23 protein-coding genes and 5 tRNA genes are annotated in these 24,172 nt (G+C 70.9%); 8 read left to right on the top strand and 20 right to left on the bottom strand.

What is annotated here, in order from left to right; all coding sequences use genetic code 11:
* Positions 1-22: 22 nt before the first annotated feature.
* Positions 23-1,825 (bottom strand): DAK2 domain-containing protein, encoded by a 1,803-nt coding sequence (locus ACFV0T_RS19725; protein WP_385780416.1) that lies wholly within the window; start codon positions 1,823-1,825, stop codon positions 23-25.
* Positions 1,826-2,074: 249 nt separating this feature from the next.
* Between ACFV0T_RS19725 and rpmB the strand changes: the two genes are divergently transcribed.
* A complete protein-coding gene (gene rpmB / locus ACFV0T_RS19730; protein ID WP_004924906.1) occupies positions 2,075-2,260 on the top strand; it encodes a 50S ribosomal protein L28 in 186 nt (61 codons plus the stop codon).
* Between the two features lie 479 nt (positions 2,261-2,739).
* Here the strand turns inward: rpmB and thiD are convergent, their stop codons facing one another.
* Entirely contained in the window at positions 2,740-3,543 is an 804-nt protein-coding gene (gene thiD, locus ACFV0T_RS19735) for a bifunctional hydroxymethylpyrimidine kinase/phosphomethylpyrimidine kinase (protein ID WP_385780418.1), read from the bottom strand.
* Positions 3,540-4,505, bottom strand: a complete 966-nt coding sequence (locus tag ACFV0T_RS19740) for a thiamine-phosphate kinase (RefSeq protein ID WP_385780421.1) — start codon at positions 4,503-4,505, stop codon at positions 3,540-3,542. The genes thiD and ACFV0T_RS19740 overlap by 4 nt, the downstream gene beginning before the upstream one ends.
* A gap of 206 nt (positions 4,506-4,711) precedes the next feature.
* Here ACFV0T_RS19740 and ACFV0T_RS19745 point away from each other — a divergent pair, with 206 nt between their 5' ends.
* Together ACFV0T_RS19745 and ACFV0T_RS19750 are read left to right on the top strand one after the other, a co-directional pair.
* Complete coding sequence (locus ACFV0T_RS19745) at positions 4,712-4,945, top strand: Lrp/AsnC family transcriptional regulator (protein ID WP_003997603.1); 234 nt, start codon at positions 4,712-4,714, stop codon at positions 4,943-4,945.
* A gap of 20 nt (positions 4,946-4,965) precedes the next feature.
* Complete coding sequence (locus ACFV0T_RS19750; RefSeq protein WP_385780423.1) at positions 4,966-5,457, top strand: DUF3515 domain-containing protein; 492 nt, start codon at positions 4,966-4,968, stop codon at positions 5,455-5,457.
* A 230-nt stretch (positions 5,458-5,687) separates the two neighbouring features.
* Here ACFV0T_RS19750 and ACFV0T_RS19755 read toward each other — a convergent pair whose 3' ends face one another.
* Genes ACFV0T_RS19755 through ACFV0T_RS19765 form a run of 3 tightly spaced genes read right to left on the bottom strand, consistent with a single transcriptional unit; the run spans position 5,688 to position 8,736 of the window.
* The gene (locus ACFV0T_RS19755) at positions 5,688-6,845 is read right to left on the bottom strand and encodes a D-alanine--D-alanine ligase family protein (protein ID WP_385780425.1); all 1,158 of its coding nucleotides are present in this window, start codon (positions 6,843-6,845) and stop codon (positions 5,688-5,690) included.
* A gap of 59 nt (positions 6,846-6,904) precedes the next feature.
* Positions 6,905-7,915, bottom strand: coding sequence for an NAD(P)H-dependent glycerol-3-phosphate dehydrogenase (locus ACFV0T_RS19760; RefSeq protein WP_385780427.1), 1,011 nt, complete (start codon positions 7,913-7,915; stop codon positions 6,905-6,907).
* Complete coding sequence (locus ACFV0T_RS19765; protein WP_385780429.1) at positions 7,912-8,736, bottom strand: lysophospholipid acyltransferase family protein; 825 nt, start codon at positions 8,734-8,736, stop codon at positions 7,912-7,914. The genes ACFV0T_RS19760 and ACFV0T_RS19765 overlap by 4 nt, the downstream gene beginning before the upstream one ends.
* A 154-nt stretch (positions 8,737-8,890) precedes the next feature.
* On the opposite strand from ACFV0T_RS19765, the gene cofC reads away from it, so the two are divergent.
* Together cofC and ACFV0T_RS19775 are read left to right on the top strand one after the other, a co-directional pair.
* A complete protein-coding gene (gene cofC, locus ACFV0T_RS19770; RefSeq protein WP_385780432.1) occupies positions 8,891-9,529 on the top strand; it encodes a 2-phospho-L-lactate guanylyltransferase in 639 nt (212 codons plus the stop codon).
* 9 nt (positions 9,530-9,538) lie between these two features.
* Positions 9,539-9,742, top strand: a complete 204-nt coding sequence (locus tag ACFV0T_RS19775; RefSeq protein WP_385780435.1) for a hypothetical protein — start codon at positions 9,539-9,541, stop codon at positions 9,740-9,742.
* 262 nt (positions 9,743-10,004) lie between these two features.
* Here the strand turns inward: ACFV0T_RS19775 and ACFV0T_RS19780 are convergent, their stop codons facing one another.
* From ACFV0T_RS19780 to leuC, 4 genes are all read right to left on the bottom strand, one after another.
* Positions 10,005-10,655 (bottom strand): HU family DNA-binding protein, encoded by a 651-nt coding sequence (locus ACFV0T_RS19780; RefSeq protein ID WP_385780438.1) that lies wholly within the window; start codon positions 10,653-10,655, stop codon positions 10,005-10,007.
* Between the two features lie 138 nt (positions 10,656-10,793).
* Entirely contained in the window at positions 10,794-11,024 is a 231-nt protein-coding gene (locus tag ACFV0T_RS19785; RefSeq protein WP_385780441.1) for a hypothetical protein, read from the bottom strand.
* A 264-nt stretch (positions 11,025-11,288) separates the two neighbouring features.
* Positions 11,289-11,882, bottom strand: a complete 594-nt coding sequence (leuD, locus tag ACFV0T_RS19790) for a 3-isopropylmalate dehydratase small subunit (RefSeq protein ID WP_385780443.1) — start codon at positions 11,880-11,882, stop codon at positions 11,289-11,291.
* A gap of 5 nt (positions 11,883-11,887) precedes the next feature.
* A complete protein-coding gene (gene leuC, locus ACFV0T_RS19795; protein WP_385780446.1) occupies positions 11,888-13,318 on the bottom strand; it encodes a 3-isopropylmalate dehydratase large subunit in 1,431 nt (476 codons plus the stop codon).
* A 189-nt stretch (positions 13,319-13,507) separates the two neighbouring features.
* On the opposite strand from leuC, the gene ndgR reads away from it, so the two are divergent.
* Complete coding sequence (gene ndgR, locus ACFV0T_RS19800; protein WP_135330737.1) at positions 13,508-14,224, top strand: IclR family transcriptional regulator NdgR; 717 nt, start codon at positions 13,508-13,510, stop codon at positions 14,222-14,224.
* 108 nt (positions 14,225-14,332) lie between these two features.
* Here the strand turns inward: ndgR and ACFV0T_RS19805 are convergent, their stop codons facing one another.
* Positions 14,333-14,890, bottom strand: coding sequence for a DUF4188 domain-containing protein (locus ACFV0T_RS19805; protein ID WP_385780449.1), 558 nt, complete (start codon positions 14,888-14,890; stop codon positions 14,333-14,335).
* A 90-nt stretch (positions 14,891-14,980) separates the two neighbouring features.
* Here ACFV0T_RS19805 and ACFV0T_RS19810 point away from each other — a divergent pair, with 90 nt between their 5' ends.
* Positions 14,981-15,625 (top strand): MerR family transcriptional regulator, encoded by a 645-nt coding sequence (locus ACFV0T_RS19810; protein ID WP_385780452.1) that lies wholly within the window; start codon positions 14,981-14,983, stop codon positions 15,623-15,625.
* Between the two features lie 81 nt (positions 15,626-15,706).
* On the opposite strand, the gene ACFV0T_RS19815 is transcribed toward ACFV0T_RS19810, so the two are convergent.
* The 9 genes from ACFV0T_RS19815 to ACFV0T_RS19855 all read right to left on the bottom strand — a co-directional run bounded on the left by ACFV0T_RS19815 (position 15,707) and on the right by ACFV0T_RS19855 (position 19,734).
* Positions 15,707-15,779: transfer RNA gene (locus ACFV0T_RS19815), tRNA-Glu, on the bottom strand.
* Between the two features lie 28 nt (positions 15,780-15,807).
* A tRNA-Gln gene (locus ACFV0T_RS19820) sits at positions 15,808-15,879 on the bottom strand.
* Positions 15,880-15,899: 20 nt separating this feature from the next.
* A tRNA-Glu gene (locus ACFV0T_RS19825) sits at positions 15,900-15,972 on the bottom strand.
* Positions 15,973-16,000: 28 nt separating this feature from the next.
* Positions 16,001-16,073: transfer RNA gene (locus ACFV0T_RS19830), tRNA-Glu, on the bottom strand.
* A gap of 21 nt (positions 16,074-16,094) precedes the next feature.
* Positions 16,095-16,166: transfer RNA gene (locus ACFV0T_RS19835), tRNA-Gln, on the bottom strand.
* 91 nt (positions 16,167-16,257) lie between these two features.
* On the bottom strand, positions 16,258-16,989 hold the full coding sequence (locus ACFV0T_RS19840) for an HAD family hydrolase (protein WP_385780455.1): 732 nt from the start codon (positions 16,987-16,989) through the stop codon (positions 16,258-16,260).
* A 127-nt stretch (positions 16,990-17,116) separates the two neighbouring features.
* On the bottom strand, positions 17,117-18,601 hold the full coding sequence (gene gltX, locus ACFV0T_RS19845; RefSeq protein ID WP_385780458.1) for a glutamate--tRNA ligase: 1,485 nt from the start codon (positions 18,599-18,601) through the stop codon (positions 17,117-17,119).
* Positions 18,585-19,370 carry a fumarylacetoacetate hydrolase family protein gene (locus ACFV0T_RS19850; RefSeq protein ID WP_385780461.1) on the bottom strand — a complete coding sequence of 262 codons (786 nt, stop codon included), beginning with the start codon at positions 19,368-19,370 and terminating at the stop codon, positions 18,585-18,587. Before ACFV0T_RS19850 ends, gltX begins: the two co-directional genes overlap by 17 nt.
* Before the next feature lie 175 nt (positions 19,371-19,545).
* Positions 19,546-19,734, bottom strand: a complete 189-nt coding sequence (locus ACFV0T_RS19855; protein WP_385780463.1) for a hypothetical protein — start codon at positions 19,732-19,734, stop codon at positions 19,546-19,548.
* Between the two features lie 602 nt (positions 19,735-20,336).
* Between ACFV0T_RS19855 and ACFV0T_RS19860 the strand changes: the two genes are divergently transcribed.
* Positions 20,337-24,167 (top strand): nitrate- and nitrite sensing domain-containing protein, encoded by a 3,831-nt coding sequence (locus tag ACFV0T_RS19860; protein ID WP_385780466.1) that lies wholly within the window; start codon positions 20,337-20,339, stop codon positions 24,165-24,167.
* Positions 24,168-24,172: the final 5 nt, after the last annotated feature.

Raw genomic sequence — 24,172 nt, forward strand, 5'->3', positions numbered from 1 at the left:
GGGGGGCCGCCCGCCGTCGCGGCTACTCGACGCCGATGAGGAGCAGTGCCCCCTGCCGACCGCCCCGGTAGACGACCGTGTCGACGGCGAGATACGTCTCCCGTACGCGCGTCTCCAGGTGTGCCGCGACGGACTCGGGCGCCTCGTCGCCGAGGACGATGGTGACCAGTTCGCCGCCCGCCTGGAGCATGCGGTCCAGCACGGTCTCCGCGGTGGCGAGGACGTCGGACCCGATCACGGCGACGTCGCCGTCGATGAGGCCGAGGACGTCCCCGGCCTGGCAGATGCCGGCCATGGTCCAGGACTGGCGTTCGGCGACGGCGAGCTCGGCGTAGCGGGTGGCGCCGGCCGCCGAGGTCATGGCGACGACGTCCTCGTCGAAGCGCCGGTCGGGTTCGTGCACGGCGAGCGCGGCGATGCCCTGGACCGCGGAGCGGGTCGGGATCAGTGCCACCCGGATGCCCTCCGTGCGGGCCTGCTCGGCCGCCGCGGCCGCGGTGTGGCGCAGGTCCGCGTCGTTGGGCAGCAGGACGACCTCGCGCGCGTGGGCCCGGCGCACGGCGGCGACGAGTTCGCCGCTCGCGGGCGGCTCCCCGGGACGCGCGAGCACGGTGGTGGCGCCCGCCTCGGTGTACAACCCGGCCAGGCCCTCGCCGGGCACGACCGCCACGACGGCACGCTGGACCCGCTCCCGGGGCGGCCGTCCGCCGCCGCGGGTGTGCACGTCGCCGACACCGAAGTGGGTGATCCGGATCCGGTACGGCCGTCCGGCCTCGACGCCCGCCTCGACGGCGGCGCCCGCGTCGTCGACGTGGACATGGACGTTCCACAGCCCGTCGCCGCCGACCACGACGAGCGAGTCCCCGAGGGCGTCGAGCCGTGTCCGCAGCCGCGTCACGGCCGCGTCGTCGGCCTCCAGCAGGTAGATCACCTCGAAGGCGGGACCGCCCTCCTCCCCAGCCTCGGACCGGTCCGAACAGGCTGCGGCGTCATCGACGTCGTCACCGTCATCACCGTCGTCATCACCGTCATCGACGGCATCGCCGACGTGACCGGTAGGGCCGGTGAGGCCGGCGTAGGCGGGGATGACGCCGCCCCGGAGGTCACCGCTCTCCCCCGTGAGTGTCTCGACCAGCGCCCCGAGCACCGCCACCAGCCCGCGGCCCCCGGCGTCGACCACTCCGGCCCGCTCCAGCACGGCCAACTGGGCCGGGGTAGCGGCCAGGGCCGCGCGCGCCCCCTGATAGGCCGCCCGGGCGACCGCCCCGCAGTCGCCGTCGGCCTCCTCGGCCGCGTCCGCGGCGGCGGAGGCGACCGACAGGACCGTGCCCTCGACGGGGTGGGCCACGGCCTGGCGGGCGGAGTCGGCCGCGTGCCGCAGGGCGAGTCGCAGTCCCCGAGCGTCGGTGTGAGCGACCTCACCGTCGGCGGCGAACACCTGCGCCATGCCCCGCAGCAGCTGCGCCAGGATCGTCCCGGAGTTGCCCCGCGCCCCGATGAGCGCCCCGTGCGCCATCGCGCGCGCGGCATCCGCGAGGGAGGGGGAGGAGGGGGAGAGGGAAGCGAGGGAGGGAGCGGCCGCACGGGAGGAACCGGGGAAAGCTTCCGCTCCGGATCCGGCCTCGTGCCCCGCGAACGCCGCCTCGACGGCCGCGAAGGCCGACTCCAGCGTCAGATACAGGTTCGTGCCGGTGTCGCCGTCCGCGACGGGAAAGACGTTGATCGCGTCGATCTCCTCGCGGGCCCGGCCCAGCGCCTGCAACGCGAGACCGCACCAGGTACGCACCGCGAGAGCATCGAAGAATGTCTGCGGCACCTGCGGCACCTGCGCCTCCTTGAGCTGCTGGACTGGGAGGCAGCGTAGACCCAGGTGCGGTGTGCGCCGGAAGAGGGCGTGGGACAGGGCCCCGACCAGCCATGGTAGTTTCGTTGTACTGGCGCAGTCGTTGTATGCTGCTCCGGTTGCCCGATACACATCGGGCTCTCCCCCTGGCACCGCCACTCAGATCCTCCGATCCTGATCCCGGCATGCCGGGATCAACCGTAAGTGCATCTGAAGTCTTTGGAGTGACCCGTGGCTGCCAACTGCGACGTCTGCGGCAAGGGGCCGGGCTTCGGCAACAACATCTCGCACTCGCACCGCCGTACACCGCGCCGCTGGAACCCGAACATCCAGCGCGTTCGTACCGTGGTGGGCGGGACGCCGAAGCGCGTGAACGCTTGCACCTCGTGCATCAAGGCCGGCAAGGTCTCGCGCTGACGCACAGCTAAGCGCGCGGCCACTGCTGGTTCGCTGTAAAAAGCCGGTCCACCTCGGGTGGTCCGGCTTTTTGCCATGCTCGCAGTGACCGCGACCTGCCTGCCACCTGTCGGACTTGGCGAATCCGCTTCGGCAGCCTGGGCCACCCCGCCCGACTCCGTCGGCCTGCGCCGCCATCGCTTCGAGCGGCCGGCCGACGAGGGGCGTACCGCCGTCACCGACGGGAATCGTCCCGCGCCCGCCGCGCGACGGGCGCGAAGGGCTGCCAGAAGATCTCCGGCACTGCCGGGCCGGTCTCCGGGCCGGTCTCCGAGCCGGTCTCCGAGCCGGTCTCCGGGCCGCCCACCGAGCCCCCCGATCCGCAGCCGTGACCGCATGCACCGCCCGATGTACCGCCCCCGCCCGCTGAGCTCCCGCCGGCCGGCCGGCTTCTTCGAGAAGCTCACCGAGAGGGCGGCCACGGACATCGAACCGAGCGACTACCCGGCGCTCCGAGGCCGCGAGGCCCAGCCGTGGTCCACGGGCCCGATGCCCCCGCCGAGCGCGAACCCGGCCGCTATCGCCCCGGTGACGTACTCCTTGGCGGCCGACACCGCCTCCGGCACGGACCGCCCCATCGCCAGGTGCGACGCGATCGCGGAGGCGAGGGTGCAGCCGGTGCCGTGCGTGTGCCGGTTGTCGTGGCGGGGAGCGCGCAGCCAGTGCTCCTCGGTGCCGTCGGTGAGCAGGTCGACCGCCGCTCCGGAGAGATGACCGCCCTTGATCACCACCCAGCGCGGCCCGCACGCCAGGACGGCCGCCGCCGCCTCCCGCATCCCGGTCTCCGACTCGACACGTACGCCGGTGAGTTGGGCCACCTCGTCGAGGTTCGGGGTGGCGACCGTCGCGAGCGGCAGCAGCTTCGTGCGTACGGAGTCCAGCGCGGCGGACGCCAGCAGCGGGTCACCGTGCTTGGAGACGCTCACCGGATCCACGACGACCGGCGCGTCCGTACCCGCGAGCAACTCGGCCACCGTCTCGACGAGTTCGGCCGAGGCCAGCATCCCGGTCTTCACCGCCTGCACGCCGATGTCGTCGACGACGCTGCGGTACTGGGCCCGCACCGCCTCCGCCGGAAGCTCCCAGGCACCTTGCACGCCCAGGGAGTTCTGCGCGGTGACCGCGGTGATCACGCTCATGCCGTGCACGCCGAGCGCGAGCATCGTCTTCAGGTCCGCCTGGATGCCCGCACCGCCGCCGGAGTCTGAGCCCGCGACCGTCAGTACCCTCGGCGGTGCGCTCATGACTCGATGTCCCCGAAGTGGTCCCAGCCGCCCTTGCTGGTCCACGGCGCCCCGTCGACCGTCACCTGGGGCAGCGCCGAGGGGTTGAGCACCTCGCCGATCACCTTCCAGCGCGCGGGCAGCTTGGTGTCCGGCGGGAAGGTCGCCACGATCGCGTGGTCCTCTCCCCCGGTCAGCACCCACTGCATCGGGTCGACGCCGACGGCCTGGCCGATGTCGTTCATCTGGGACGGGATGTCGATGGCGCCGGAGCGGATGTCGATCCGGACCTTGCTGGCCTCCGCGATATGACCGAGGTCGGCGATGAGCCCGTCGCTCACGTCGCACATGGCGGTCGCGCCCAGCCCCGCGGCGGCCGGCCCCGCGTGGTAGGGCGGCTCGGGGCGGCGGTGGGCCTCGACGAAGGCGCGCGGCGAGCGGAAGCCGCGGGAGAGCACCGCGTACCCGGCGGCGGACCAGCCCAGCCAGCCGGTGACCGCGATGATGTCACCGGGCTGCGCGCCCGCCCGTGTCACGGGTTCCTGGTTGCGCAGATCGCCGAGCGCGGTGATCGACACCATGATCGTGTCCCCGCGCACGACGTCGCCACCGACCACGGAGGCGCCGGCGACCTGACACTCGTCGCGCAGCCCGTCCATCAGTTCGGTCGGCCAGGCCACCGGGAGTTCGGCGGGTACGACCAGCCCGAGCAGCAGCGCCGTCGGCACCGCGCCCATGGCGGCGATGTCGGCGAGGTTCTGCGCGGCGGCCTTGCGGCCCACGTCGTAGGCCGTGGACCAGTCCCGGCGGAAGTGCCGCCCCTCGAGCAGGATGTCGGTGCTCGCCACGACCCTGCGGTCGGGGGCGGCGACCACGGCGGCGTCGTCGCCGGGGCCGACCCGGACCGCCGGGGTGGTGGTGAGACGGGAGGTGAGCTCCCTGATGAGCCCGAACTCCCCGAGCTCACCAACAGTGCCCTTCATCGCCCTTGCTCCCCTTCTGTCCCTGTCCGTACCCGGTCGCGCGTCACCAGTGTCCTCGATACGGTCGACGTGGCCGTCAACTTCTGGCCTGCCCGCACCCCGGCGCGCAAGCCACGCTCCCCGCAGGTCTCCCCGCGGCGAGCGGCAACGCGATACCGTGGCGTTCCTTTTCCCCACATGATCCTCGTGGCCGCCCTGGAGGTTCCGTGGTACAGGCGTACATCCTGATCCAGACGGAGGTCGGCAAAGCGTCGACCGTCGCCGAGACGATCAGCAAGATTCCTGGGGTGATCCAGGCCGAGGATGTGACAGGACCGTATGACGTCATCGTGCGCGCTCAGGCCGACACCGTCGACGACCTCGGTCGCATGGTGGTCGCCAAGGTCCAGCAGGTGGACGGCATCACCCGTACCCTGACCTGCCCGGTGGTCCATCTGTAGCCCCCGTCTACCCTTGGCCGGTGAACTTCTCCCGTCACCGGCTCCGCACTGTTCTCGGGCCGCCCGCGCTCGTCCTGCTTGTCGCTGCCGCGGGCTGCTCCTCCGCAGACGACAGCGCGTCGGCGGTGGTTCCCGCCGCCGACGCGAAGGTCTCGAAGCTGTGCCGGGACCTGGACGAGGCGCTGCCGTCGAAGGTGGACGGTCTCGGCCGACGTGATCCGGAGCCCGCCTCCGCGCAGACCGCGGGCTGGGGGAACCCGGCGATCATACTGCGCTGCGGTGTCATGCGGCCCGGGAAGATGAGCGATCCGGAGGCCGACGGCGTCGAGGTCGACGGGGTCGGATGGCTGCTGGACAAGCGCGGAGACGGCTCGTTCCGCTTCACCACGACACTGCGCAGGGCATACGTCGAGGTGACGATTCCGGAGCGGCGCACCGGGGACGGCATGGCGCCGTTGGTCGATCTGGCGCCCGCCGTCAAGAAGGCGGTCCCGGAGGGGATCGCCGACTAGGGCGTGTTTCGAAAGTGGCGTCGCCGCCCGGAGGGCGGGGCCCGCGGCGTCCGATGCGGTACGTCGCAAGGCGGAGGGTCGTCCGCGTACCGGGCGTACGCGGGCGATCCCGACAACGCGGCGAGGCGCCGTGCCAGGCGTCGCGGGCCGGACGGGACTTTCGAAACACGACCTGGGCCGTACATCGGGGGGCGCCGGCCAGGCGCTCCCCCGTGCCGCTGCGGTGCGGGTCAGCGCAGTCCCGTGGACCTGCGCAGAGCCGCCTGGACCAGCAGGTCCACCAGCTCGGGATAGCTGATCCCGCTCGCCTGCCACATCTGCGGGTACATCGAGATCGGCGTGAAGCCCGGCATCGTGTTGATCTCGTTGATCACGAACTCCCCGTCCTCCGTGAGGAAGAAGTCCGCCCGCACCAGGCCCTCGCAGGAGGCCGCCTCGAAGGCGTCGACGGCGAGCCGCCGCACCTCCGCCGTCTCCTCGGGGGTCAGCGGGGCCGGCACGAGGCCCGGCGTCGAATCGATGTACTTCGCGTCGAAGTCGTAGTACGCGTGCGCGTCCGGCGGCGGGATCTCGGCCGGGACGGAGGCCCGGGGCCCGTCCTCGAACTCCAAGACGCCGCACTCGATCTCCCGGCCGCGCAGCGCGGCCTCGACGAGGATCTTCGGATCGTGCCGCTGCGCCTCGGCGATGGCCTCGTCGAGCCCGGAGAGGTCGTCGACCTTGGTGATGCCGATCGACGAGCCCGCGCGCGCGGGCTTCACGAACAGCGGCCAGCCGTGCTCGGCCGCGAAGTCGACGATCTTCTTGCGGGCGGCCGACTCGTCCTGCCGCCACTCACGCGGCCGGATCACCACGTACGGGCCCACCTTCAGCCCGAACGAGGTGAACACCCGCTTCATGTACTCCTTGTCCTGGCCGACGGCCGAGGCGAGCACACCCGCACCCACGTACGGGACGCCGGAGAGCTCCAGGAGGCCCTGGAGGGTGCCGTCCTCGCCGTACGGGCCGTGCAGCACCGGGAAGACGACGTCGACCTCGCCGAGGGCCTTCGGCACCGAACCGGGCTCGCTGTAGACGACCTCGCGGTTGGCCGGGTCGACGGGGAGCACCACGCCGCCCTCGCTCGACTCGGCGAGCTCGTCGACGTCGGGCGTACGGCGGTCGGTGATCGCCATGCGGTCCGGTTCGTCGGCGGTCAGGGCCCAACGGCCGTCCCGGGTGATGCCGATCGGCAGGACCTCGTACTTGGTCCGGTCGATCGCCCGCAGTACGGCGCCGGCGGTGACCACGGAGATCCCGTGTTCGGAGCTGCGCCCGCCGAACACGACGGCCACACGCGGCTTACGGGACGGCTGCTCGGGGCTCTGGGGGAGGTTCTCGCTGCTCATATCGCGTTGAGAGTACCCGGTGGTAGGGCCCTGAGACAGCGTCGGCGGGGCGGGTTCGCTCAGCGTCGCTCAGGCTTCGCGCTGCGCGACATCAGCTCCTTGAGAGCGACCACGGGGGGCTTGCCCTCGTGCACGATCCCGACCACCGTCTCGGTGATGGGCATGTCGACACCGTGCCGGCGGGCCAGATCCAGCACTGACTCGCAGGACTTGACGCCCTCGGCGGTCTGCCTGGTGACCGCGATGGTCTCCTGGAGGGTCATGCCCTTGCCGAGGTTGGTGCCGAAGGTGTGGTTGCGCGACAGCGGGGAGGAGCAGGTCGCCACCAGGTCGCCCAGGCCCGCGAGTCCGGAGAAGGTCAGCGGGTCGGCGCCCATGGCGAGGCCGAGCCGGGTGGTCTCGGCGAGACCCCGGGTGATCAGCGAGCCCTTGGCGTTGTCGCCGAGGCCCATGCCGTCCGCGATGCCGACGGCCAGACCGATGACGTTCTTGACCGCGCCGCCGAGCTCGCAGCCCACCACGTCCGTGTTGGTGTACGGGCGGAAGTAGGGCGTGTGGCAGGCGGCCTGGAGGCGCTGGGCGACCGCCTCGTCGGTACAGGCGACCACGGCGGCGGCCGGCCTGCGGGAGGCGATCTCGCGCGCCAGGTTGGGCCCGGTGACCACGGCGACCCGCTCGGGGCCGACCTTGGCGACGTCCTCGACGACCTCGGTCATCCGCATCGTCGTACCGAGCTCGACGCCCTTCATGAGGGAGACCAGGACGGTGCCGCGGGCCAGCAGCGGCGTCCACTCGGCGAGGTTGGCGCGCAGGGTCTGCGAGGGGATCGACAGGACCGTGAAGTCGGCGCCGGCGGCGGCCTCGGCCGGGTCCGTGGTGGCCCGCAGGTTCTCCGGGAGCTCGATGCCCGGGAAGTAGCCGGGATTCGTCCGGGTGGAGTTGATCGCATCAGCGACCTCCGCGCGGCGCGCCCAGAGGGTCACCTCGCAGCCCGCGTCGGCGAGCACCACACCGAAGGCGGTGCCCCACGAACCGGCGCTGAAGACCGCCGCCTTGACCGGCATGCTCACTTGCTCTGCCCCTCTTCCTGCCTGGCCTTCTCCTGCGTCCGCGCCTGGCCGCGCGGCCGGGGCGGCGACGGCGGCTCCTCCTGCGTCTGCGCCTGGGTGCGGAGCCGCTGCTCGATCCGCTCCCGGCGCGGGTCGTACGGCGTCTCGGGCGCCCGCTCGCCGCGGATCTCCTCCAGCAGGCGGGTGACGGCGGCCATGATGACCTCGGTCGCCTCCTTCAGGAGCTCCGGGGTCATCTCCCTGCCGTAGAAGCCGGAGAGGTCCACGGGCGGGCCCGCGAGCACGTGGTGGGTCTTGCGCGGGAAGATGTCGGGCTTCTTCGCGTACGGCGGCAGCAGCGCGTTGGCGCCCCACTGGGCGACCGGGATCACCGGGCACCTGGTCTGCAGCGCCACGCGCGCGGCACCGGTCTTGCCGGTCATGGGCCAGCCGTCCGGGTCGCGGGTGAGGGTGCCTTCGGGGTAGAAGGCGACGCACTCGCCGCGCTCGACGGCGTCGATCGCGGCCCGGAAGGCGCTCAGCGCGTCGGTGCTCTCGCGATAGACGGGGATCTGTCCGGTGCCACGCATCGCGGCGCCGACGAATCCCTTCCGGAAAAGGCCGCTCTTCGCGAGGAATCGCGGAACCCGTCCGGTGTTGTACTGATAGTGCGCGTAAGCAAAGGGATCGACATGCGAATTGTGGTTCACCGCGGTGATAAATCCACCATCGGCCGGAATGTGCTCCATTCCACGCCAGTCCCGCTTGATCAGCGCCACCAACGGCGGTTTGCAGAGCACCGCGGCGAAGCGATACCAGAAGCCGATTCTGCGGCCGGGCACGCGGACACCTTCCTCTAGGGCTTCCTCCAGGGCTGGGGGCCGCACAAGTGTCGCCCCGGGCCGCCGGTCTGTCGAGAACACCGTACGCCCCGCCGCCCCGGCGACCGGATGGACCGGGTGACAATGACCGCTACACGAGAGGGGCGGAACACCTGTGCAGTGGACCTTGGTCATCCCCCTGAAGACTCTGGCGCGGGCCAAGAGCAGGCTGTCGGACACCGCTGCCGCCGGGCTGCGGCCGGGCCTCGCCCTCGCCTTCGCCCAGGACACCGTGGCCGCCGCGCTGGCCAGCCCGGCGGTCGGCGATGTGGCGGTAGTCACGGACGACGAACTGGCCGGACGGGAGCTGGCGGCCCTGGGCGCCCGCATCGTCTCCGACGAACCGGGGGGCGGCCTGAACGCCGCTCTGGCGCACGCGGCGGCCGTGGTGCGCGCCGCGCGCCCCGCCTGCCCCGTGGCGGCCCTGAACGCCGACCTGCCTGCACTGCGCCCGATGGAATTGGCCCGCGTCCTGGACGCCGCCGCGGAATTCCCGCGCGCTTTTCTTCCCGATGCGGCCGCAATCGGGACGACACTGCTGGCCGCCGCGCCCGAACGGGAATTGCTCCCGGCATTCGGGCACGATTCCCGGGCCCGTCATCGCGCGTCCGGCGCGCGGGAACTCGGCCTCGACTCGGTGGATTCCGTACGACAGGACGTGGACACCGGCGCGGACCTGCGCGCGGCTCTGGCGCTGGGGCTGGGTCCCCGAACGGCCGCCGTCGCCGCGCGACTGCTGATCCCCGGGCAGTAGGCTGCGGCCATGCAGGCGACCGCATACACGTACGACCCCGAGACCCGCAGCGGGCAGGTGCTGCTCGACGACGGCACACCCGTGCCCTTCGACGCGCCGGCGTTCGACGCGGGCGGGCTGCGGCTGCTGCGTCCGGGACAGCGGGTGCGGGTGGAGACCGAGGGCGACGGAAATGCCCGGCGGATCACCCTGGTCACGCTGCACACCTTCTGAGCGGCACTTCTTCCGGCCGGCACTTCTTCCGGCCGGCACTTCTTCCGGCCGGCACTTCTTCCAGGCGGCACTTCTTCCAGGCGGCACTTCTTCCGGCTGCCACTTCTTCCAGGCGGCCCATCTCCTGGCCGCTCCGGCGCCCGCCTTCCGAGCGCTCCCGCGCCGGGCCTGCGCACGCTCCCGCGCCGGACGCTCGTGACAACGCCGCGGGCCGGACTCCGAGAGGGAGTCCGGCCCGGCGCGTGAGTGCCCTGTGCCTGCCCTACTTGCGGGCGGTGGCCTTCTTGGCGGTCGTCTTGCGAGCCGTGGACTTCTTGGCGGGGGCCGCCTTGGTGGTGGCCTTCTTCGCCGGGGCCTTCTTCGCCGTCGCCTTCTTGGCCGTGGCGGTCTTCTTCGCCGCGGAGGTCTTCTTGGCGGTCGCGGTGGTCTTGGCGGTGGTCTTCTTCGCCGCGGTGGTCTTCTTGACGGCGGCCGTGGTCTTCTTGGCGGTCGTCTTCTTCGCCGTGGTCTTCTTCGCGGCGGCGGCCTTGGTGGTGGCCTTCTTCGCGGCGGCCTTCTTCACCGTGGCGGAAGCAGCGCCGGTCAGGCTGCCCTTGGGCGCCTTCTTGACGGCGACCTCGCCACCGCGAGGGAGCTTCTTCGAGCCGCTGACCAGGTCCTTGAAGCCCTGGCCCGCGCGGAACCGCGGCACGGACGTCTTCTTGACCCGAACCCGCTCTCCGGTCTGGGGGTTGCGGGCGTAGCGGGCAGGGCGGTCGACCTTCTCGAACGAACCGAACCCGGTGACCGAAACCCGGTCGCCCCCGACGACCGCGCGGACGATGGCGTCCAGGACCGCGTCGACAGCCTCGGCGGCCTGCTGGCGGCCGCCCATCTTGTCGGCAATCGCTTCTACGAGCTGCGCCTTGTTCACGTCTTCCCCTTCGGAGACATTGCCAGAACGAAAGTGTTCAAGCCTTTTTCGCACGTTAGGCAGATATATACCGCAAATCAAACACGAAACGGGCTAATCACCCTTGTGCCGCAACGAACTCGGCTGTCCCGGACGCGTTCAGCGTTCCTCTTCGGGGAATCGGCCCTCGTCGAGGTCCTCCATGAACCGCTCCAGTCGCCTTGTCGCAGCGGCGAGATCGTGCTTGGCCGCGGCCGTAATGACCAGCAGCTTCCGGGTCAGCGCCATCCGTACGCCCTCCGGGACTTGCAGTGAGCGCACCCTTGCGTGCGCTTCCTTGAGCTGGTTCGCGACCGCCGCATAGAGCTGGAGTTGGCCGTCGTGTCCCATGCACAGATTGTGCCATCTGGGGCGAGTTGTCGCCTGCGCAGGGTGTAACTGCCGCCGCAAACGGCTGTTCGGGCACCGGCGCGGAACCCGGCCACCTCCGCCGCCTACCCCACCAACGACCTGCATAACGTGGGAAGTTGAGGCGTTCGACGCGAGCTCTCAGGGCCGTTCGGGTGCAGACATGGCTGTACCCCCAATCGGGGCGATCGGGGGTACAGGCGGGGCGTTGCGGTGGCCGAAACTCGACCTGTTCGGGCCGCCGGGTCAGACCTGGAGCGTGCTCGGCTTGTACGACGGGCGCTTGGCCTCGTACGCGGCGATGTCGGCCTCGTTCTGGAGGGTGATGGAGATGTCGTCCAGCCCGTTCAGCAGCCGCCAGCGGGAGTTCTCGTCCAGCTCGAAGGAGGCGGTGACGCCCTCGGCGCGCACCTCGCGGGCCTCCAGGTCGACCGTGATCTCGGCCTGCGGGTCACGCTCGGTGAGTTCCTGGAGCGCGTCCACGGTCTTCTGCTCCAGAACCACTGTGAGCAGGCCGTTCTTGAGCGAGTTGCCCCGGAAGATGTCGGCGTAGCGGGAGGAGATGACGGCCTTGAAGCCGTAGTTCTGAAGTGCCCAGACGGCGTGCTCACGGGAGGAGCCGGTGCCGAAGTCGGGGCCCGCGACCAGCACCGTCGCGCCCTGCCGCTCGGGCTGGTTGAGGATGAAGGACGGGTCCTTGCGCCAAGCCTCGAACAGTCCGTCCTCGAACCCGTCCCGGGTCACCTTCTTGAGCCAGTGAGCAGGGATGATCTGGTCCGTGTCGACGTTGCTGCGGCGCAGCGGGACGGCCCGGCCGGTGTGCGTGGTGAATGCTTCCATGGCTCTCAGACTCCAGCGGGCGTACGGGTGTCGGCGTCGGACAGGTCGGCGGGGGACGCCAGGTGGCCCAGGACCGCCGTAGCGGCCGCGACCTGCGGCGACACCAGGTGCGTACGGCCGCCCTTGCCCTGTCGGCCCTCGAAGTTGCGGTTGGAGGTGGACGCGGAGCGCTCACCCGGGGCCAGCTGGTCGGGGTTCATGCCCAGACACATGGAGCAGCCCGCGTGCCGCCACTCGGCGCCGGCCTCCTTGAAGACCACGTCCAGGCCCTCGGAGACGGCCTGGAGACCGACCCGCGCGGAGCCGGGGACGACCAGCATCCGTACGCCGTCGGCGACTTTGCGGCCCTCGACGATGGCCGCGGCGGCGCGCAGGTCCTCGATGCGGCCGTTGGTGCAGGAGCCTACGAAGACGGTGTCCACCGTGATGGAGCGCAGCGACTGACCGGCCTCCAACCCCATGTATTCCAGGGCCTTTTCGGCGGCGAGGCGCTCCGAAGCGTCTTCGTACGAAGCCGGGTCGGGGACGTCCGACGAAAGCGGGGCACCCTGGCCGGGGTTGGTGCCCCAGGTGACGAACGGCGCGAGCGCCGCGGCGTCGATGACGACCTCCGCGTCGAATTCCGCGTCCGCGTCCGTCTTCAGGGTCTTCCAGTACGCGACGGCCGCGTCCCAGTCCGCGCCCTCGGGCGCGTGGGCACGGCCCTTGAGGTAGGCGAAGGTGGTCTCGTCGGGGGCGATCATGCCCGCACGGGCGCCGGCCTCGATCGACATGTTGCAGATGGTCATCCGGGCCTCCATCGAGAGCTTCTCGATGGCCGAGCCGCGGTATTCCAGGATGTAGCCCTGGCCGCCGCCGGTGCCGATCCTGGCGATGATCGCGAGGATCAGGTCCTTGGCCGTGACGCCCTCGGGCAGCTCGCCGTCGACCGTGATGGCCATGGTCTTCGGGCGGGCCAGCGGCAGCGTCTGGGTGGCCAGCACATGCTCCACCTGGGAGGTGCCGATACCGAACGCCAGCGCGCCGAAGGCACCGTGCGTGGAGGTGTGCGAGTCGCCGCAGACGACGGTCGTGCCGGGCTGGGTCAGCCCCAGCTGCGGGCCGACGACGTGCACGACGCCCTGCTCGACGTCGCCCAGCGGGTGCAGCCGGACGCCGAAGTCGGCGCAGTTCTTGCGCAGCGTCTCCAGCTGGGCGCGCGAGACCGGGTCGGCGATGGGCTTGTCGATGTCGAGGGTCGGGGTGTTGTGATCCTCGGTCGCGATGGTGAGGTCGAGGCGCCGCACCGGGCGACCCGCCTGCCGGAGGCCGTCGAAGGCCTGCGGGCTGGTCACCTCGTGCAGCAGGTGCAGATCGATGAAGAGGAGGTCGGGCTCGCCCTCGGCGCGCCGGACGACGTGGTCGTCCCAGACCTTCTCCGCGAGTGTCCTACCCATCGCTTTCCCTCCGGCCGGTGCACAGGTGCGCCGGCCCAACTAGAGATCTTGAGGTGGCGGTGCCCGCGCCCCGTGTCCGGACGTCCGCCGCCGGGCCCGTTGGTCCGCGGGCCGTCGTGTCTTCAAGGGTGGCGCGTTCCAGGGAAAATTGAACTTGCGTTTCACAGAGTGAGACGCAAGTATCGTTTCATGGACAACAGTAGCGGCGTCGGCGTTCTGGACAAGGCAGCCCTTGTCCTGAGCGCTCTGGAGTCCGGACCGGCCACCCTCGCGGGATTGGTGGCGGCCACCGGACTGGCACGACCCACGGCTCACCGACTGGCCGTGGCCCTGGAACACCACCGCATGGTGGCACGTGACATGCAAGGCCGGTTCATCCTCGGACCGCGCCTGTCCGAGCTGGCCGCGGCGGCCGGCGAGGACCGCCTGCTGGCGACGGCGGGGCCGGTGCTCACCCACCTCCGTGACGTCACGGGCGAGAGCGCTCAGCTCTACCGCCGCCAAGGGGACATGCGCATCTGCGTCGCCGCCGCGGAACGGCTGTCCGGACTGCGGGACACGGTCCCGGTCGGTTCCACGCTCACGATGAAGGCCGGTTCCTCGGCGCAGATCCTCATGGCCTGGGAGGAGCCGGAGCGCCTGCACCGCGGCCTCCAGGGCGCCCGCTTCACGGCCACGGCGCTCTCCGGCGTGCGACGCCGGGGCTGGGCCCAGTCCATCGGCGAGCGGGAGCCGGGCGTCGCGTCCGTCTCCGCCCCCGTGCGAGGCCCGTCCAATCGCGTGGTGGCGGCCGTGTCCGTCTCGGGCCCCATCGAGCGCCTGACCCGCCACCCGGGCCGTATGCACGCCCAGGCCGTGATCGACGCGGCCGGCCGCCTCTCCGAGGCCCTGCGCCGCACCGGCTGACCGCCGGCGGGACGCCTTCGGGAACGGGCCGGCCTCAACGCCGCGGCGGGCCCGCCTCCCGGAACGCGCCCCACCGGGGCACGGGACACCGCGCGCACCGCGCGGTCCTCACGCCGAGGTCGACGACACCCCTTCCACGGCCTGCTCGGCCTTGCTGCCCGACCGGTGGGCGAACCTTTCCTTCGCCCGCCGCCCCCGCCGCTCCACCGGCAGCTGCCCGTGCGCGGCCGCGAGTCCGAACGCCGGCATGTCGGCGTAGATCGACTCGTACGACCCCTCGGGCGCGACGTACGTCTCGTGCCACAGCCCCACGTGTCCGCGGACCTTCCCCGCCTTCTCCTTGCGGTTGATGATCGCCCAGGCCCGGTGGTGGAACATGTCGGGGGACGACGCGTAGGCGTAGAGCTTCTCCTTGGACTCCCAGTACTGGACGACGTAGTAGGTCCGCGGGGAGGCCGTCAGCAGCACATGGCCGAGGAGTCCGCGCTCGGGGGCGCGCCGCAGCTCGCGCAGCATGCGCGGCATGGCGAGGAACACCGGGACCCAGTGGTGCACGGCCCAGAAGTGGTTGATCCGCATGCCGATCAGCAGGACGACCACGTCCCCCTGCGCGTCGGCGGTCGTACGGCCTGCGGTGACGGGCTTGCCGAACGGCTTGCCGAACATGACGCTCCCCCTCGCTGCCTGGTTGGCGAGCGGCACTGTCCGAGCACCGCATGATTGGATAGTGCCGGTATCCGATGGAGGGTGCAAGACATGCGGCTGGCCGAGCTGAGCAAGCGCAGTGGGGTGTCCACCGCGACGATCAAGTACTACCTGCGCGAAGGCCTGTTGGCGCCGGGCCGCCAGATCAACGCGACGACTGCCGAGTACGACGAGGACCATCTGCGCCGGCTGCGGCTGGTGCGGGCGCTGATCCAGGTGGGCCGGGTGCCGGTGGCGACCGCCCGGGAGGTGCTCGCCCATGTCGACGACGACTCCCTGGGCCGCACGATCCGGCTGGGCGCGGCCCTGTGGGCGCTGCCGCAGGTGCCCGAGCCGGAGAACGACGACGAAGAGGTGCGGGCGGCCCGCCATGAGGTGGACCGGGCGCTGGAGCGGCTCGGCTGGACGAACGCCCAGGCCGTGAGCACCATCTCCCCCGCGCACCGCTCCCTGGTGGCGGCGGTGGCCACGCTGCGCCGGCTCGGCTATGCCTGGGGGGCCGAACTGATCCTGCCGTACGCCGAGTTGATGCACCAGGCAGCCGTGCGCGACCTGGACTTCGTGGAGACCCACGACTCGGAGGCGGAGAAGGTGGAGACGGCGGTCGCCGCGGCGATCCTCTTCGAGCCCGTCCTGCGGGCGCTGCACCGGCTGGCGCAGGAGGAGGAGTCGGCACGGCGGTACGGCTTCGCCTAGGGCGGGTTTCGAAACACGTCCTAGGCACCGGGCCCGGACACGCCGATGGGCCCCCACCGAAGTGGAGGCCCATCGGACTCGTACCCCCGACCGGATTCGAACCGGCGCTACCGCCTTGAGAGGGCGGCGTGCTAGGCCGCTACACAACGGGGGCATGGATCTAACGTTTCCGCAGATCCCAGCTGGTCTACCTGGACTCGAACCAAGACTAACTGAACCAGAATCAGTCGTGCTGCCAATTACACCATAGACCAATGTGGTTTAGACCAGTTCGTACCCCCGACCGGATTCGAACCGGCGCTACCGCCTTGAGAGGGCGGCGTGCTAGGCCGCTACACAACGGGGGCCCTAGCGATCCCGAGAGATCAGGATCAGTACCCCCGACCGGATTCGAACCGGCGCTACTGCCTTGAGAGGGCAGCGTGCTAGGCCGCTACACAACGGGGGCTTTGCAGATGAGCTCTGCGAGCTGGCCTACCTGGACTCGAACCAAGACTAACTGAACCAGAATCAGTCGTGCTGCCAATTACACCATAGGCCACTGGAACGCAAGCCCCTGAAGGGATCTTGTTCTAGTTTGCTCCCCCGGGTTCCGGCCTTTCGGCCCGCTCCCCGGCGGCGCAGGAAGAACATTACCTGAAGGTGGACGGGGCTCCAAAACGGGTATCCGCGCCGAGGAGCGCCGGGAGTTCGGCGAGGGAGCCGATCCGGTGCGGTCCGCCGTGCGCGTCGTCCCCGGTGTACGCGCCGTGACGGTCGATCCACACCGACAGCAGGCCGGCGTCGGCCGCGCCTCGTCCGTCGATCTCCGGATGGTCCCCGACGTACGCGACCTGCTCCGGGGCGAGTTCCAGCGCCTCGCACGCCGCGTGGAAGGCGCCCGCCTCCGGCTTGGAGACGCCGAGCTCCACCGCGCACAGGACACTCTCGAAGCGGTCGCGCACGCCGAGCATCCGCAGCTTGCGCTCCTGCACGGTGAGACTGGAGTTGGAGAGCACGGCGTGCCGGTGGCTGGCGGCGAGGACGTCCAGGACCGGCAGCACGTCCGGGAACAGGGCCCACACGGTCTCGTAGTGCCCGATGTACCGCTCGAACCACAGATCGGCCTCGGCGTCGCTGAGCTCCGCGTCCAAGAAGACCCGGACGCGGTCCCGGCGCTGCCCCTGGAACGTCGTCTCCCCCGCCGAGAACCGGGCCCACTGCCGGTCGGTGACCTCACGCCACCGTGCCAGGGCGAGCTCAGGGGTGTCGTATCCCGCGAGCAGGCCCTCGGCGGCCAGATGCGCGCGCATGCCCTCGCGGTCCGCGGTCGTGTAGTCGAAGAGGGTGTCGTCCACGTCCCAGACGACGGCTCTGATCACCATGACACCGACGGTACAGCCGCAGCGGCCCCAGGTCCGGCGGTTGTTCCCGGAACATCGCGGTATTCGGGTGCCACGACGAGGGGCGGCACCCGGGATCCCGGGTGCCGCCCCTTCACGCGTGCGTGGGCTACGCGGTGAGCTTCGCCAGCGCCGCGTCGATGCGGGCCAGCGTCTTCTCCTTGCCCAGGATCTCCAGGGACTCGAAGAGCGGGAGGCCGACCGTACGGCCGGTGACGGCGACCCGGACCGGGGCCTGGGCCTTGCCGAGCTTGAGGCCATGGGCCTCACCGGCGGCCAGGACGGCCTCCTTCAGCGCCTCGGCGGAGGTCCAGTCGGCGGACTCGAGCTGCTCGCGGGCCGTACGGAGCAACGCGTCCGAGCCCTCCTTCATCGCCTTCGTCCAGCTCGCCTCGTCGAAGACCGGCTCCGGCAGGAACAGGAAGTCGACGTTGTCCGTGATCTCGGACAGGACCTTCAGGCGGGTCTGCGCGTGCGGCGCGGCGGCCTGCCACCTGGCCTCGTCGAAGTCCTCCGGCGCCCAGGGGGCGAACGGGGCCCTCAGCCACGGGCGGCAGCGCTCCGTGAAGTCCTTCACCTCCAGCAGACGGATGTGGTCGGCGTTGATCGCCTCGCACTTCTTGAGGTCGAAGCGGGCCGGGTTGGGATTCACGTCCTTGATGTCGAAGGCCGCGACCATCTCGTCGATACCGAAGATGTCCTGGTCGGCCGAGAGCGACCAGCCGAGCAGGGAGAGGTAGTTGAGCAGGCCCTCCGGCAGGAAGCCGCGCTCCCGGTAGAGGTTGAGCGAGGACTGCGGGTCGCGCTTGGAGAGCTTCTTGTTGCCCTCGCCCATCACGTACGGGAGATGGCCGAAGGACGGGATCTGCTGGGCGATGCCCAGGTCCATCAGCGCCTTGTACAGGGCGACCTGGCGTGGGGTGGAGGAGAGCAGGTCCTCGCCGCGCAGGACGTGGGTGATCTCCATCAGCGCGTCGTCGACCGGGTTGACGAGCGTGTAGAGGGGAGCGCCGTTGGCCCGGACGATGCCGTAGTCCGGGACGTTCTCCGGCGTGAAGGTCAGCTCGCCGCGGACCAGGTCCGTGAAGGTGATCGTCTCGTCGGGCATACGGAACCGGACGATCGGCGTACGGCCCTGGGCCTGGAACTCCTCGACCTGCTCGGCGCTCAGGTCGCGGCAGTGGCCGTCGTAGCCGGACGGCTTGCCGGCGGCGCGGGCGGCGTCGCGGCGGGTGTCCAGCTCCTCCTGGGAGCAGTAGCAGTGGTACGCGTGACCGGCGTCCAGGAGCTTCTGGGCGACGTCCTTGTAGATGTCCATGCGCTGCGACTGCCGGTACGGCGCGTGCGGGCCGCCGACCTCGGGGCCCTCGTCCCAGTCGAAGCCCAGCCAGCGCATCGCGTCGAGCAGCTGGCCGTACGACTCCTCGGAGTCGCGGGCCGCGTCGGTGTCCTCGATGCGGAAGACCAGGGTGCCTTCGTTGTGCCGGGCGAACGCCCAGTTGAACAGGGCGGTGCGGACCAGGCCCACGTGGGGGTTACCGGTGGGCGACGGACAGAAACGTACGCGGACGGGTGCGCTAGCCACGCTTGACAACCTTGTTGGTGAGAGTGCCGATGCCTTCGATGGTGACGGCGACCTCGTCGCCGACGACCAGGGGGCCGACCCCTGCCGGGGTGCCCGTGAGGATCACGTCGCCGGGGAGCAGCGTCATGGCCTCGGTGATGTTGACGATCAGATCCTCGATCGAGTGGATCATCTCGCTGGTGCGGCCCAGCTGGCGCTGCTGGCCGTTGACCGTGAGCTGGACGGTCAGGTCGGACGCGGCGGCGAGGTCCAGGTCCGTCTCCACCCAGGGGCCGAGCGGGCAGGACGTGTCGAAGCCCTTGGCCCGCGCCCACTGCTTCTCGCGCTTCTGGACGTCGCGGGCGGTGATGTCGTTGGCGCAGGTGTAGCCGAAGATCACGTCCTTGACGCGGTCCCGCGGGACCTCGCGGCACAGCCGCCCGATCACCACGGCCAGCTCGGCCTCGTGGTGCACTTCCTCGGAGAACGGCGGGTACTGGATCTCGTCGCCGGGGCCGATCACCGAGGTGGACGGCTTGAAGAAGGCGAAGGGAGCGTCCGGCACCTCGTTGCCCAGCTCCTTCGCGTGCTCCGCGTAGTTGCGGCCGAAGGCCACGACCTTGCTGGGAAGCACCGGCGGCAGCAGCCTGACCTTGCTCAGCGGCACCTTCGTGCCGGAGAGCTCGAAGTCCGTGAACGGGATGCCCTTGATGATGTCCAGGACGAGCTCGTCCTGCTTGTCGCCCTCGACCGCGCCGAAGGCGACGTTCCCGTCGATGGAGAACCTGGCGATGCGCACGGGATGCTTGGCCCCTTGACTGAGCTGGCTGGAGTCTGACGCCCCAGGCTAACGCGGCAGGGGCCCCGCGCCTCGCGCATTACACGAGGGAGACGGACGAAGGGCGCTCACCGACCGGTGAGCGCCCTCGACATCCGTACGGGGCCGTTCGAGTGTCCGACGGCCGGCGCGCGTCCTACTCGGCGACGGAGGCCGTGACGGGGACGTCCATCAGGACGGTGCGCCGGGGGTTGGCGGTCTGCGCGGGGAGGGCGACGGAGTGCTCCGGCTGGTCCGGGGTCCACAGGTCGTCGGCGTCGTCGAGGTGCGCCAGCGTCGTGCGCCGCGGGTTGGCTATCGTGCGGAACATCATCGTCGTCTTCACGGTGTTACGAGACCTGTCGTGTCGGGCGCCGGGAGGGCCTCAAGGTCCCCCGCGCGAGCGCTGGTTGTCAGAGCGGTGCGCCATGTAAAGCGCCAGGCTAAACATGCAAATTCCCGCCGAAGACGTGAAGAGCCCATGATGCGGGTGTGAGTTTGCTCACGAACCAAGACTCAAACCGGTCAATTCAGACCCCCAACCCACCCCAACGAAACGGACATTGACCCCCTGAAGCCATCATTCCGCTCCTGATCATGGCGACTGGGACACCCGATTCGTCTCGCTGACTCGCAGGGGTTTGTCCGGTATAAGGCGGAACACATTCCACGCCGGGTAATGCGTCACTCACGTGGTGTCACGGAGGTCACAGCTCGACCCACGGGCCTTGTTGGAGATCCGGCACTGTGCTGGAATTCCACGGACCGCCGAAGGGATCGAGCCGGCGCAAGGGGGCGCGACACAGCGCTGTGCGGCGGTGAGAAGGGGGAACCAGCGCCGGTCACTCACGACCACAACGGGGGCGTAATTCAGGGCGCTCCTATGACGCCGACACCGTGTCCTTCCGTTCGCGCGGAGGGGCGCCTGGTCCAGAGGTTGCGACGCTAGTGCAGGGACGTTTCAAGAGGAATGGCAGTGCTTCGGCGGAGCCGGAGCCGCATGGCGGGACCGACCGCGGTTCCTCGCCCCAGCACGCCCAGAACCCGGGCCAGGCATCGTCCGGCGACGGCGGTGAGCGCTCCGGGCGCCCCGGCGCGTCCGGAACGGCCGACCCGGCGTCTGCGGTGAAGCCGAAGGGCCCCACGGGCCCCGGCCCCCGGGTCGCGCTGCGCAACTGGCGCATCTCGACCCGACTGGTGTCGCTGCTGGCGCTGCCGGTGGTCGCGGCCACCACGCTGGGCGCGGTCCGCATCAACCAGTCCATGGACGACATCCAGCAGCTCGACAACATGAAGCTGCTGACCGAGATGACCAAGCAGGCCACCGAGCTGGCGAACGCGCTCCAGGACGAGCGCGACCAGTCGGCCGGTCCGCTGGCCCACAACGCGACCGCGAACAACTACACGGTCAAGGGTTACCGGGACAAGACGGACCGGGCCATGGGCAACTTCCTGGACGCCGCCGACCAGATCGACGACGCCAGCAAGCAGGGCAACCTCCTGGGTGTCCGGGAAAGCCTGGTGGGCCTCCAGCAGGACCTCAACAGCCTCAGCAAGATCCGTGCGTCGGCGTACGAGGCCGACGGCAACTCGATGCAGACCGTCGAGGCCTACCACCGCCTCGTCTCCCACCTGCTCGACCTCTCCCAGGACATGGCCGAGGCGACCAGCAACCCGGAGATGATCCAGCGCACCCGTGCCCTGTCCGCCTTCTCCTCCGCCAAGGAGTACGCCTCCGAGCAGCGCGCGATCCTCGCCGCGGCCCTGCCGGCGAGCAACGACAGGTTCGGCGCCCTCTCCGAGAACGACCGCCTGTACGCCTTCGCGGCTCTGGGAAGCCAGGCATCCGAAGAGCGCACCTTCCGCAGCGTCTACGGCACCGACGGTGCCGAGGAACTCCTGAAGCCGATCGAAGCGGGCAACGCGACGATCGAGGCGACCGACGTCTACGCCACCCGCGCGTTCACCAAGGCGAAGGGTCTGGAGTCGCTGGACAAGCGCTCCTACCTCGACTGGGTCGACGACAGTACGACCAAGATCAAAAACATGGAGGCGATCGAGCACACGCTGCTCGAGGACATGGAGCAGCAGGCCCGCGAGCTGCGCAGCGCCTCCGAGCGCGAGGCGATCATCTCCGGTGCGCTGATCCTCCTCGTCCTCGGCGTGTCGCTGGTCGGCGCCTTCGTCGTGGCCCGCTCCATGATCCGCTCGCTGCGCCGCCTCCAGGAGACCGCCACCAAGGTCGCCCAGGACCGGCTGCCCGAGCTGGTCAAGCAGCTGTCCGAGTCCGACCCGCAGGACGTCGACACGTCCGTGGAGTCGGTCGGTGTGCACTCCCGGGACGAGATCGGCCAGGTGGCCGCGGCCTTCGACGACGTGCACCGCGAGGCGGTCCGCCTCGCCGCCGAGCAGGCCCTGCTGCGGGGCAACGTCAACGCGATGTTCACCAACCTCTCGCGCCGCTCCCAGGGTCTTATCCAGCGCCAGCTGTCGCTGATCTCCGAACTGGAGTCCCGCGAGGCCGACCCGGACCAGCTGTCCTCGCTGTTCAAGCTCGACCACCTCGCGACCCGCATGCGCCGTAACGGTGAGAACCTCCTCGTCCTCGCGGGTGAGGAGCCCGGCCGCCGCTGGACCCGTCCGGTCCCGCTGGTCGACGTGCTCCGCGCCGCCGCGTCCGAGGTGGAGCAGTACGAGCGCATCGAGCTGGCCTCCGTGCCGACGACCGAGGTCGCCGGCCGGGTCGTCAACGACCTCGTGCACCTGCTCGCCGAGCTGCTGGAGAACGCCACCTCGTTCTCCTCCCCGCAGACCAAGGTCAAGGTCACCGGTCACGCGCTGCCCGACGGCCGGGTGCTGATCGAGATCCACGACACCGGCATCGGCCTCTCTCCCGAGGACCTCGCCGCGATCAACGAGCGGCTCGCCTCGCCGCCCACCGTGGACGTCTCCGTCTCCCGCCGCATGGGCCTCTTCGTGGTCGGTCGGCTGTCCCAGCGTCACGGCATCCGCATCCAGCTGCGCCCGTCCGACTCCGGTGGTACGACAGCGCTGGTCATGCTGCCGGTCGACGTCGCCCAGGGAGGCAAGAAGCCCCAGCCCAAGCCCGGTCAGAACGCCGGCGTGGGCGGTCCGGCCGCCGCGCAGGCGGCCGCGGGTGTGGCCGCTGCCCGGCGCCAGGGCGGTGCCCTCGGCGGCGGTGCCCCGGGTGCGCCCGGTGGTGCCCTCGGCGGCGGTGCTCCGGCCGGCGGCGGTATCACTGCCGGCCAGGGTCCGCGGGCCGCGCTTCCGGGCGCGGGTGCGGGCGGCCGTCCCGGTGGGCCGGGCGGAGCGCGCGGACCGCAGGGTCCGGGCGTGCCGCAGCAGGGCCGCTCGGCTCCGGCCGGTACGGGTGCCGGTCTCTTCGGTCAGGCGCCCGGTGCCCAGCAGGGCATGCAGGGCACGGGTGCGGGTACGCCGCAGGGCTTCGGGGACGGTCAGCGCCAGGACGCCTTCGGCGGCAACGGCAACCGTGGTCCCGTACCGCCGCAGCGCGCGAACGGTGACGCCGAGCCGCAGGGCCGCCGTGCGCGTCGGCCGCAGCTGCCCGGACGTGGCGGAGCCCGTGCCGAGCTGCCGAGCACCGACTCGCAGCAGCGCACGCCGAGCTGGAGCGACGAGAACGCACAGCCGCCGGTGCCCCGCACTCCGCTGGACGCCCCGCGCGGACACGAGGAGCCGGACGTCTCCCAGACGGCGCCGATGCCACGCATCGACGACCGCCAGGGACCGGGCAGCACCTCCGAGTTCGCCCGGCCGGACTTCAACGCCCCGCGTCCCGGCGCGAACAACGGCCACAACACCGGCCAGTTCGCCCGCCCCGGCACGAGCGGCCAGCAGAACCCGAACGGCCAGTACAACCCGAACGGCCAGCAGAACCCGAACGGTCAGTACAGCCCGAACGGCCAGTACAACCCGAACGGCCAGCAGAACCCCAACGGCCAGCACAACACGGGCTCGTTCGTCCGCCCGGACGTCTACGGCTCACCGGCCGGACAGAACAACCCGGCCAACACCGGGCAGTTCGCCACTCCGCAGGCCTACGACAACAGCTCCACGGGTCAGTTCGCGGCTCCGCAGGCCTACGACAACAGCTCCACGGGGCAGCACGCCCTGCCGGGCCGGCCGGCCCCCGCGGCCGCGCAGCACACCGGTCAGTTCGAGCGGCCGCAGGTCGGCGGCCCCGGTCACGGCGCTCCGCGCCGACCCGCCCCGGCCCAGCGGCCCGGTCACCTCGAGCCGGAGGCGCTGCCGCCGGCCACGGGCCCGGGTGACGGTCGTACCCCGCTGTTCGACACGCTGGAGACCAACTGGTTCCACGGTCAGCAGGCGCAGCAGCAGGGTCAGCCGCAGCCCAACGGCTCGGCTCCGGTTCCTCCGCAGCAGCAGGCTCCGGCTGCGCAGCAGCAGGCGCCGGCCCCCGCGGCCGCCCAGCGTCCGGCGCCCGCCTCCTGGCGTACCTCGCCGAACGACGAACTCGTCCGCCAGGCCGAACGGGTGCGTCAGCCCGCGGCAGGCGGCGTCACCACCTCAGGTCTGCCGCGCCGGGTGCCCCGGGCGAACCTCGTACCGGGCACAGCTCAGCAGCAACAGCACCAAACCGGTCCGCAGGTCTCGCGTGCGCCTGACGACGTTCGCGGCCGACTGACCAATCTCCGTCGGGGTATCGCGCAGGGTCGCCAGGCCGGTAACGGCCAGACCGGCAGCTTCCCGAGCCCCACTCACCAGCAGGAGCGTTAGTTGAG

Source organism: Streptomyces sp. NPDC059582 (assembly GCF_042735715.1).
Classification (GTDB): domain Bacteria; phylum Actinomycetota; class Actinomycetes; order Streptomycetales; family Streptomycetaceae; genus Streptomyces.

Bases quoted from the DNA above. Each gene is read 5' to 3' on its own strand.
- thiD (WP_385780418.1), bottom strand. From the start codon at position 3,543: ATGAGCGCACCGCCGAGGGTACTGACGGTCGCGGGCTCAGACTCCGGC.
- ACFV0T_RS19740 (WP_385780421.1), bottom strand. From the start codon at position 4,505: ATGAAGGGCACTGTTGGTGAGCTCGGGGAGTTCGGGCTCATCAGGGAG.
- ACFV0T_RS19755 (WP_385780425.1), bottom strand. From the start codon at position 6,845: ATGAGCAGCGAGAACCTCCCCCAGAGCCCCGAGCAGCCGTCCCGTAAG.
- ACFV0T_RS19775 (WP_385780435.1), top strand. From the start codon at position 9,539: ATGCAGGCGACCGCATACACGTACGACCCCGAGACCCGCAGCGGGCAG.
- ACFV0T_RS19785 (WP_385780441.1), bottom strand. From the start codon at position 11,024: ATGGGACACGACGGCCAACTCCAGCTCTATGCGGCGGTCGCGAACCAG.
- leuD (WP_385780443.1), bottom strand. From the start codon at position 11,882: ATGGAAGCATTCACCACGCACACCGGCCGGGCCGTCCCGCTGCGCCGC.
- leuC (WP_385780446.1), bottom strand. From the start codon at position 13,318: ATGGGTAGGACACTCGCGGAGAAGGTCTGGGACGACCACGTCGTCCGG.
- ndgR (WP_135330737.1), top strand. From the start codon at position 13,508: ATGGACAACAGTAGCGGCGTCGGCGTTCTGGACAAGGCAGCCCTTGTC.
- ACFV0T_RS19805 (WP_385780449.1), bottom strand. From the start codon at position 14,890: ATGTTCGGCAAGCCGTTCGGCAAGCCCGTCACCGCAGGCCGTACGACC.
- ACFV0T_RS19810 (WP_385780452.1), top strand. From the start codon at position 14,981: ATGCGGCTGGCCGAGCTGAGCAAGCGCAGTGGGGTGTCCACCGCGACG.
- ACFV0T_RS19840 (WP_385780455.1), bottom strand. From the start codon at position 16,989: ATGGTGATCAGAGCCGTCGTCTGGGACGTGGACGACACCCTCTTCGAC.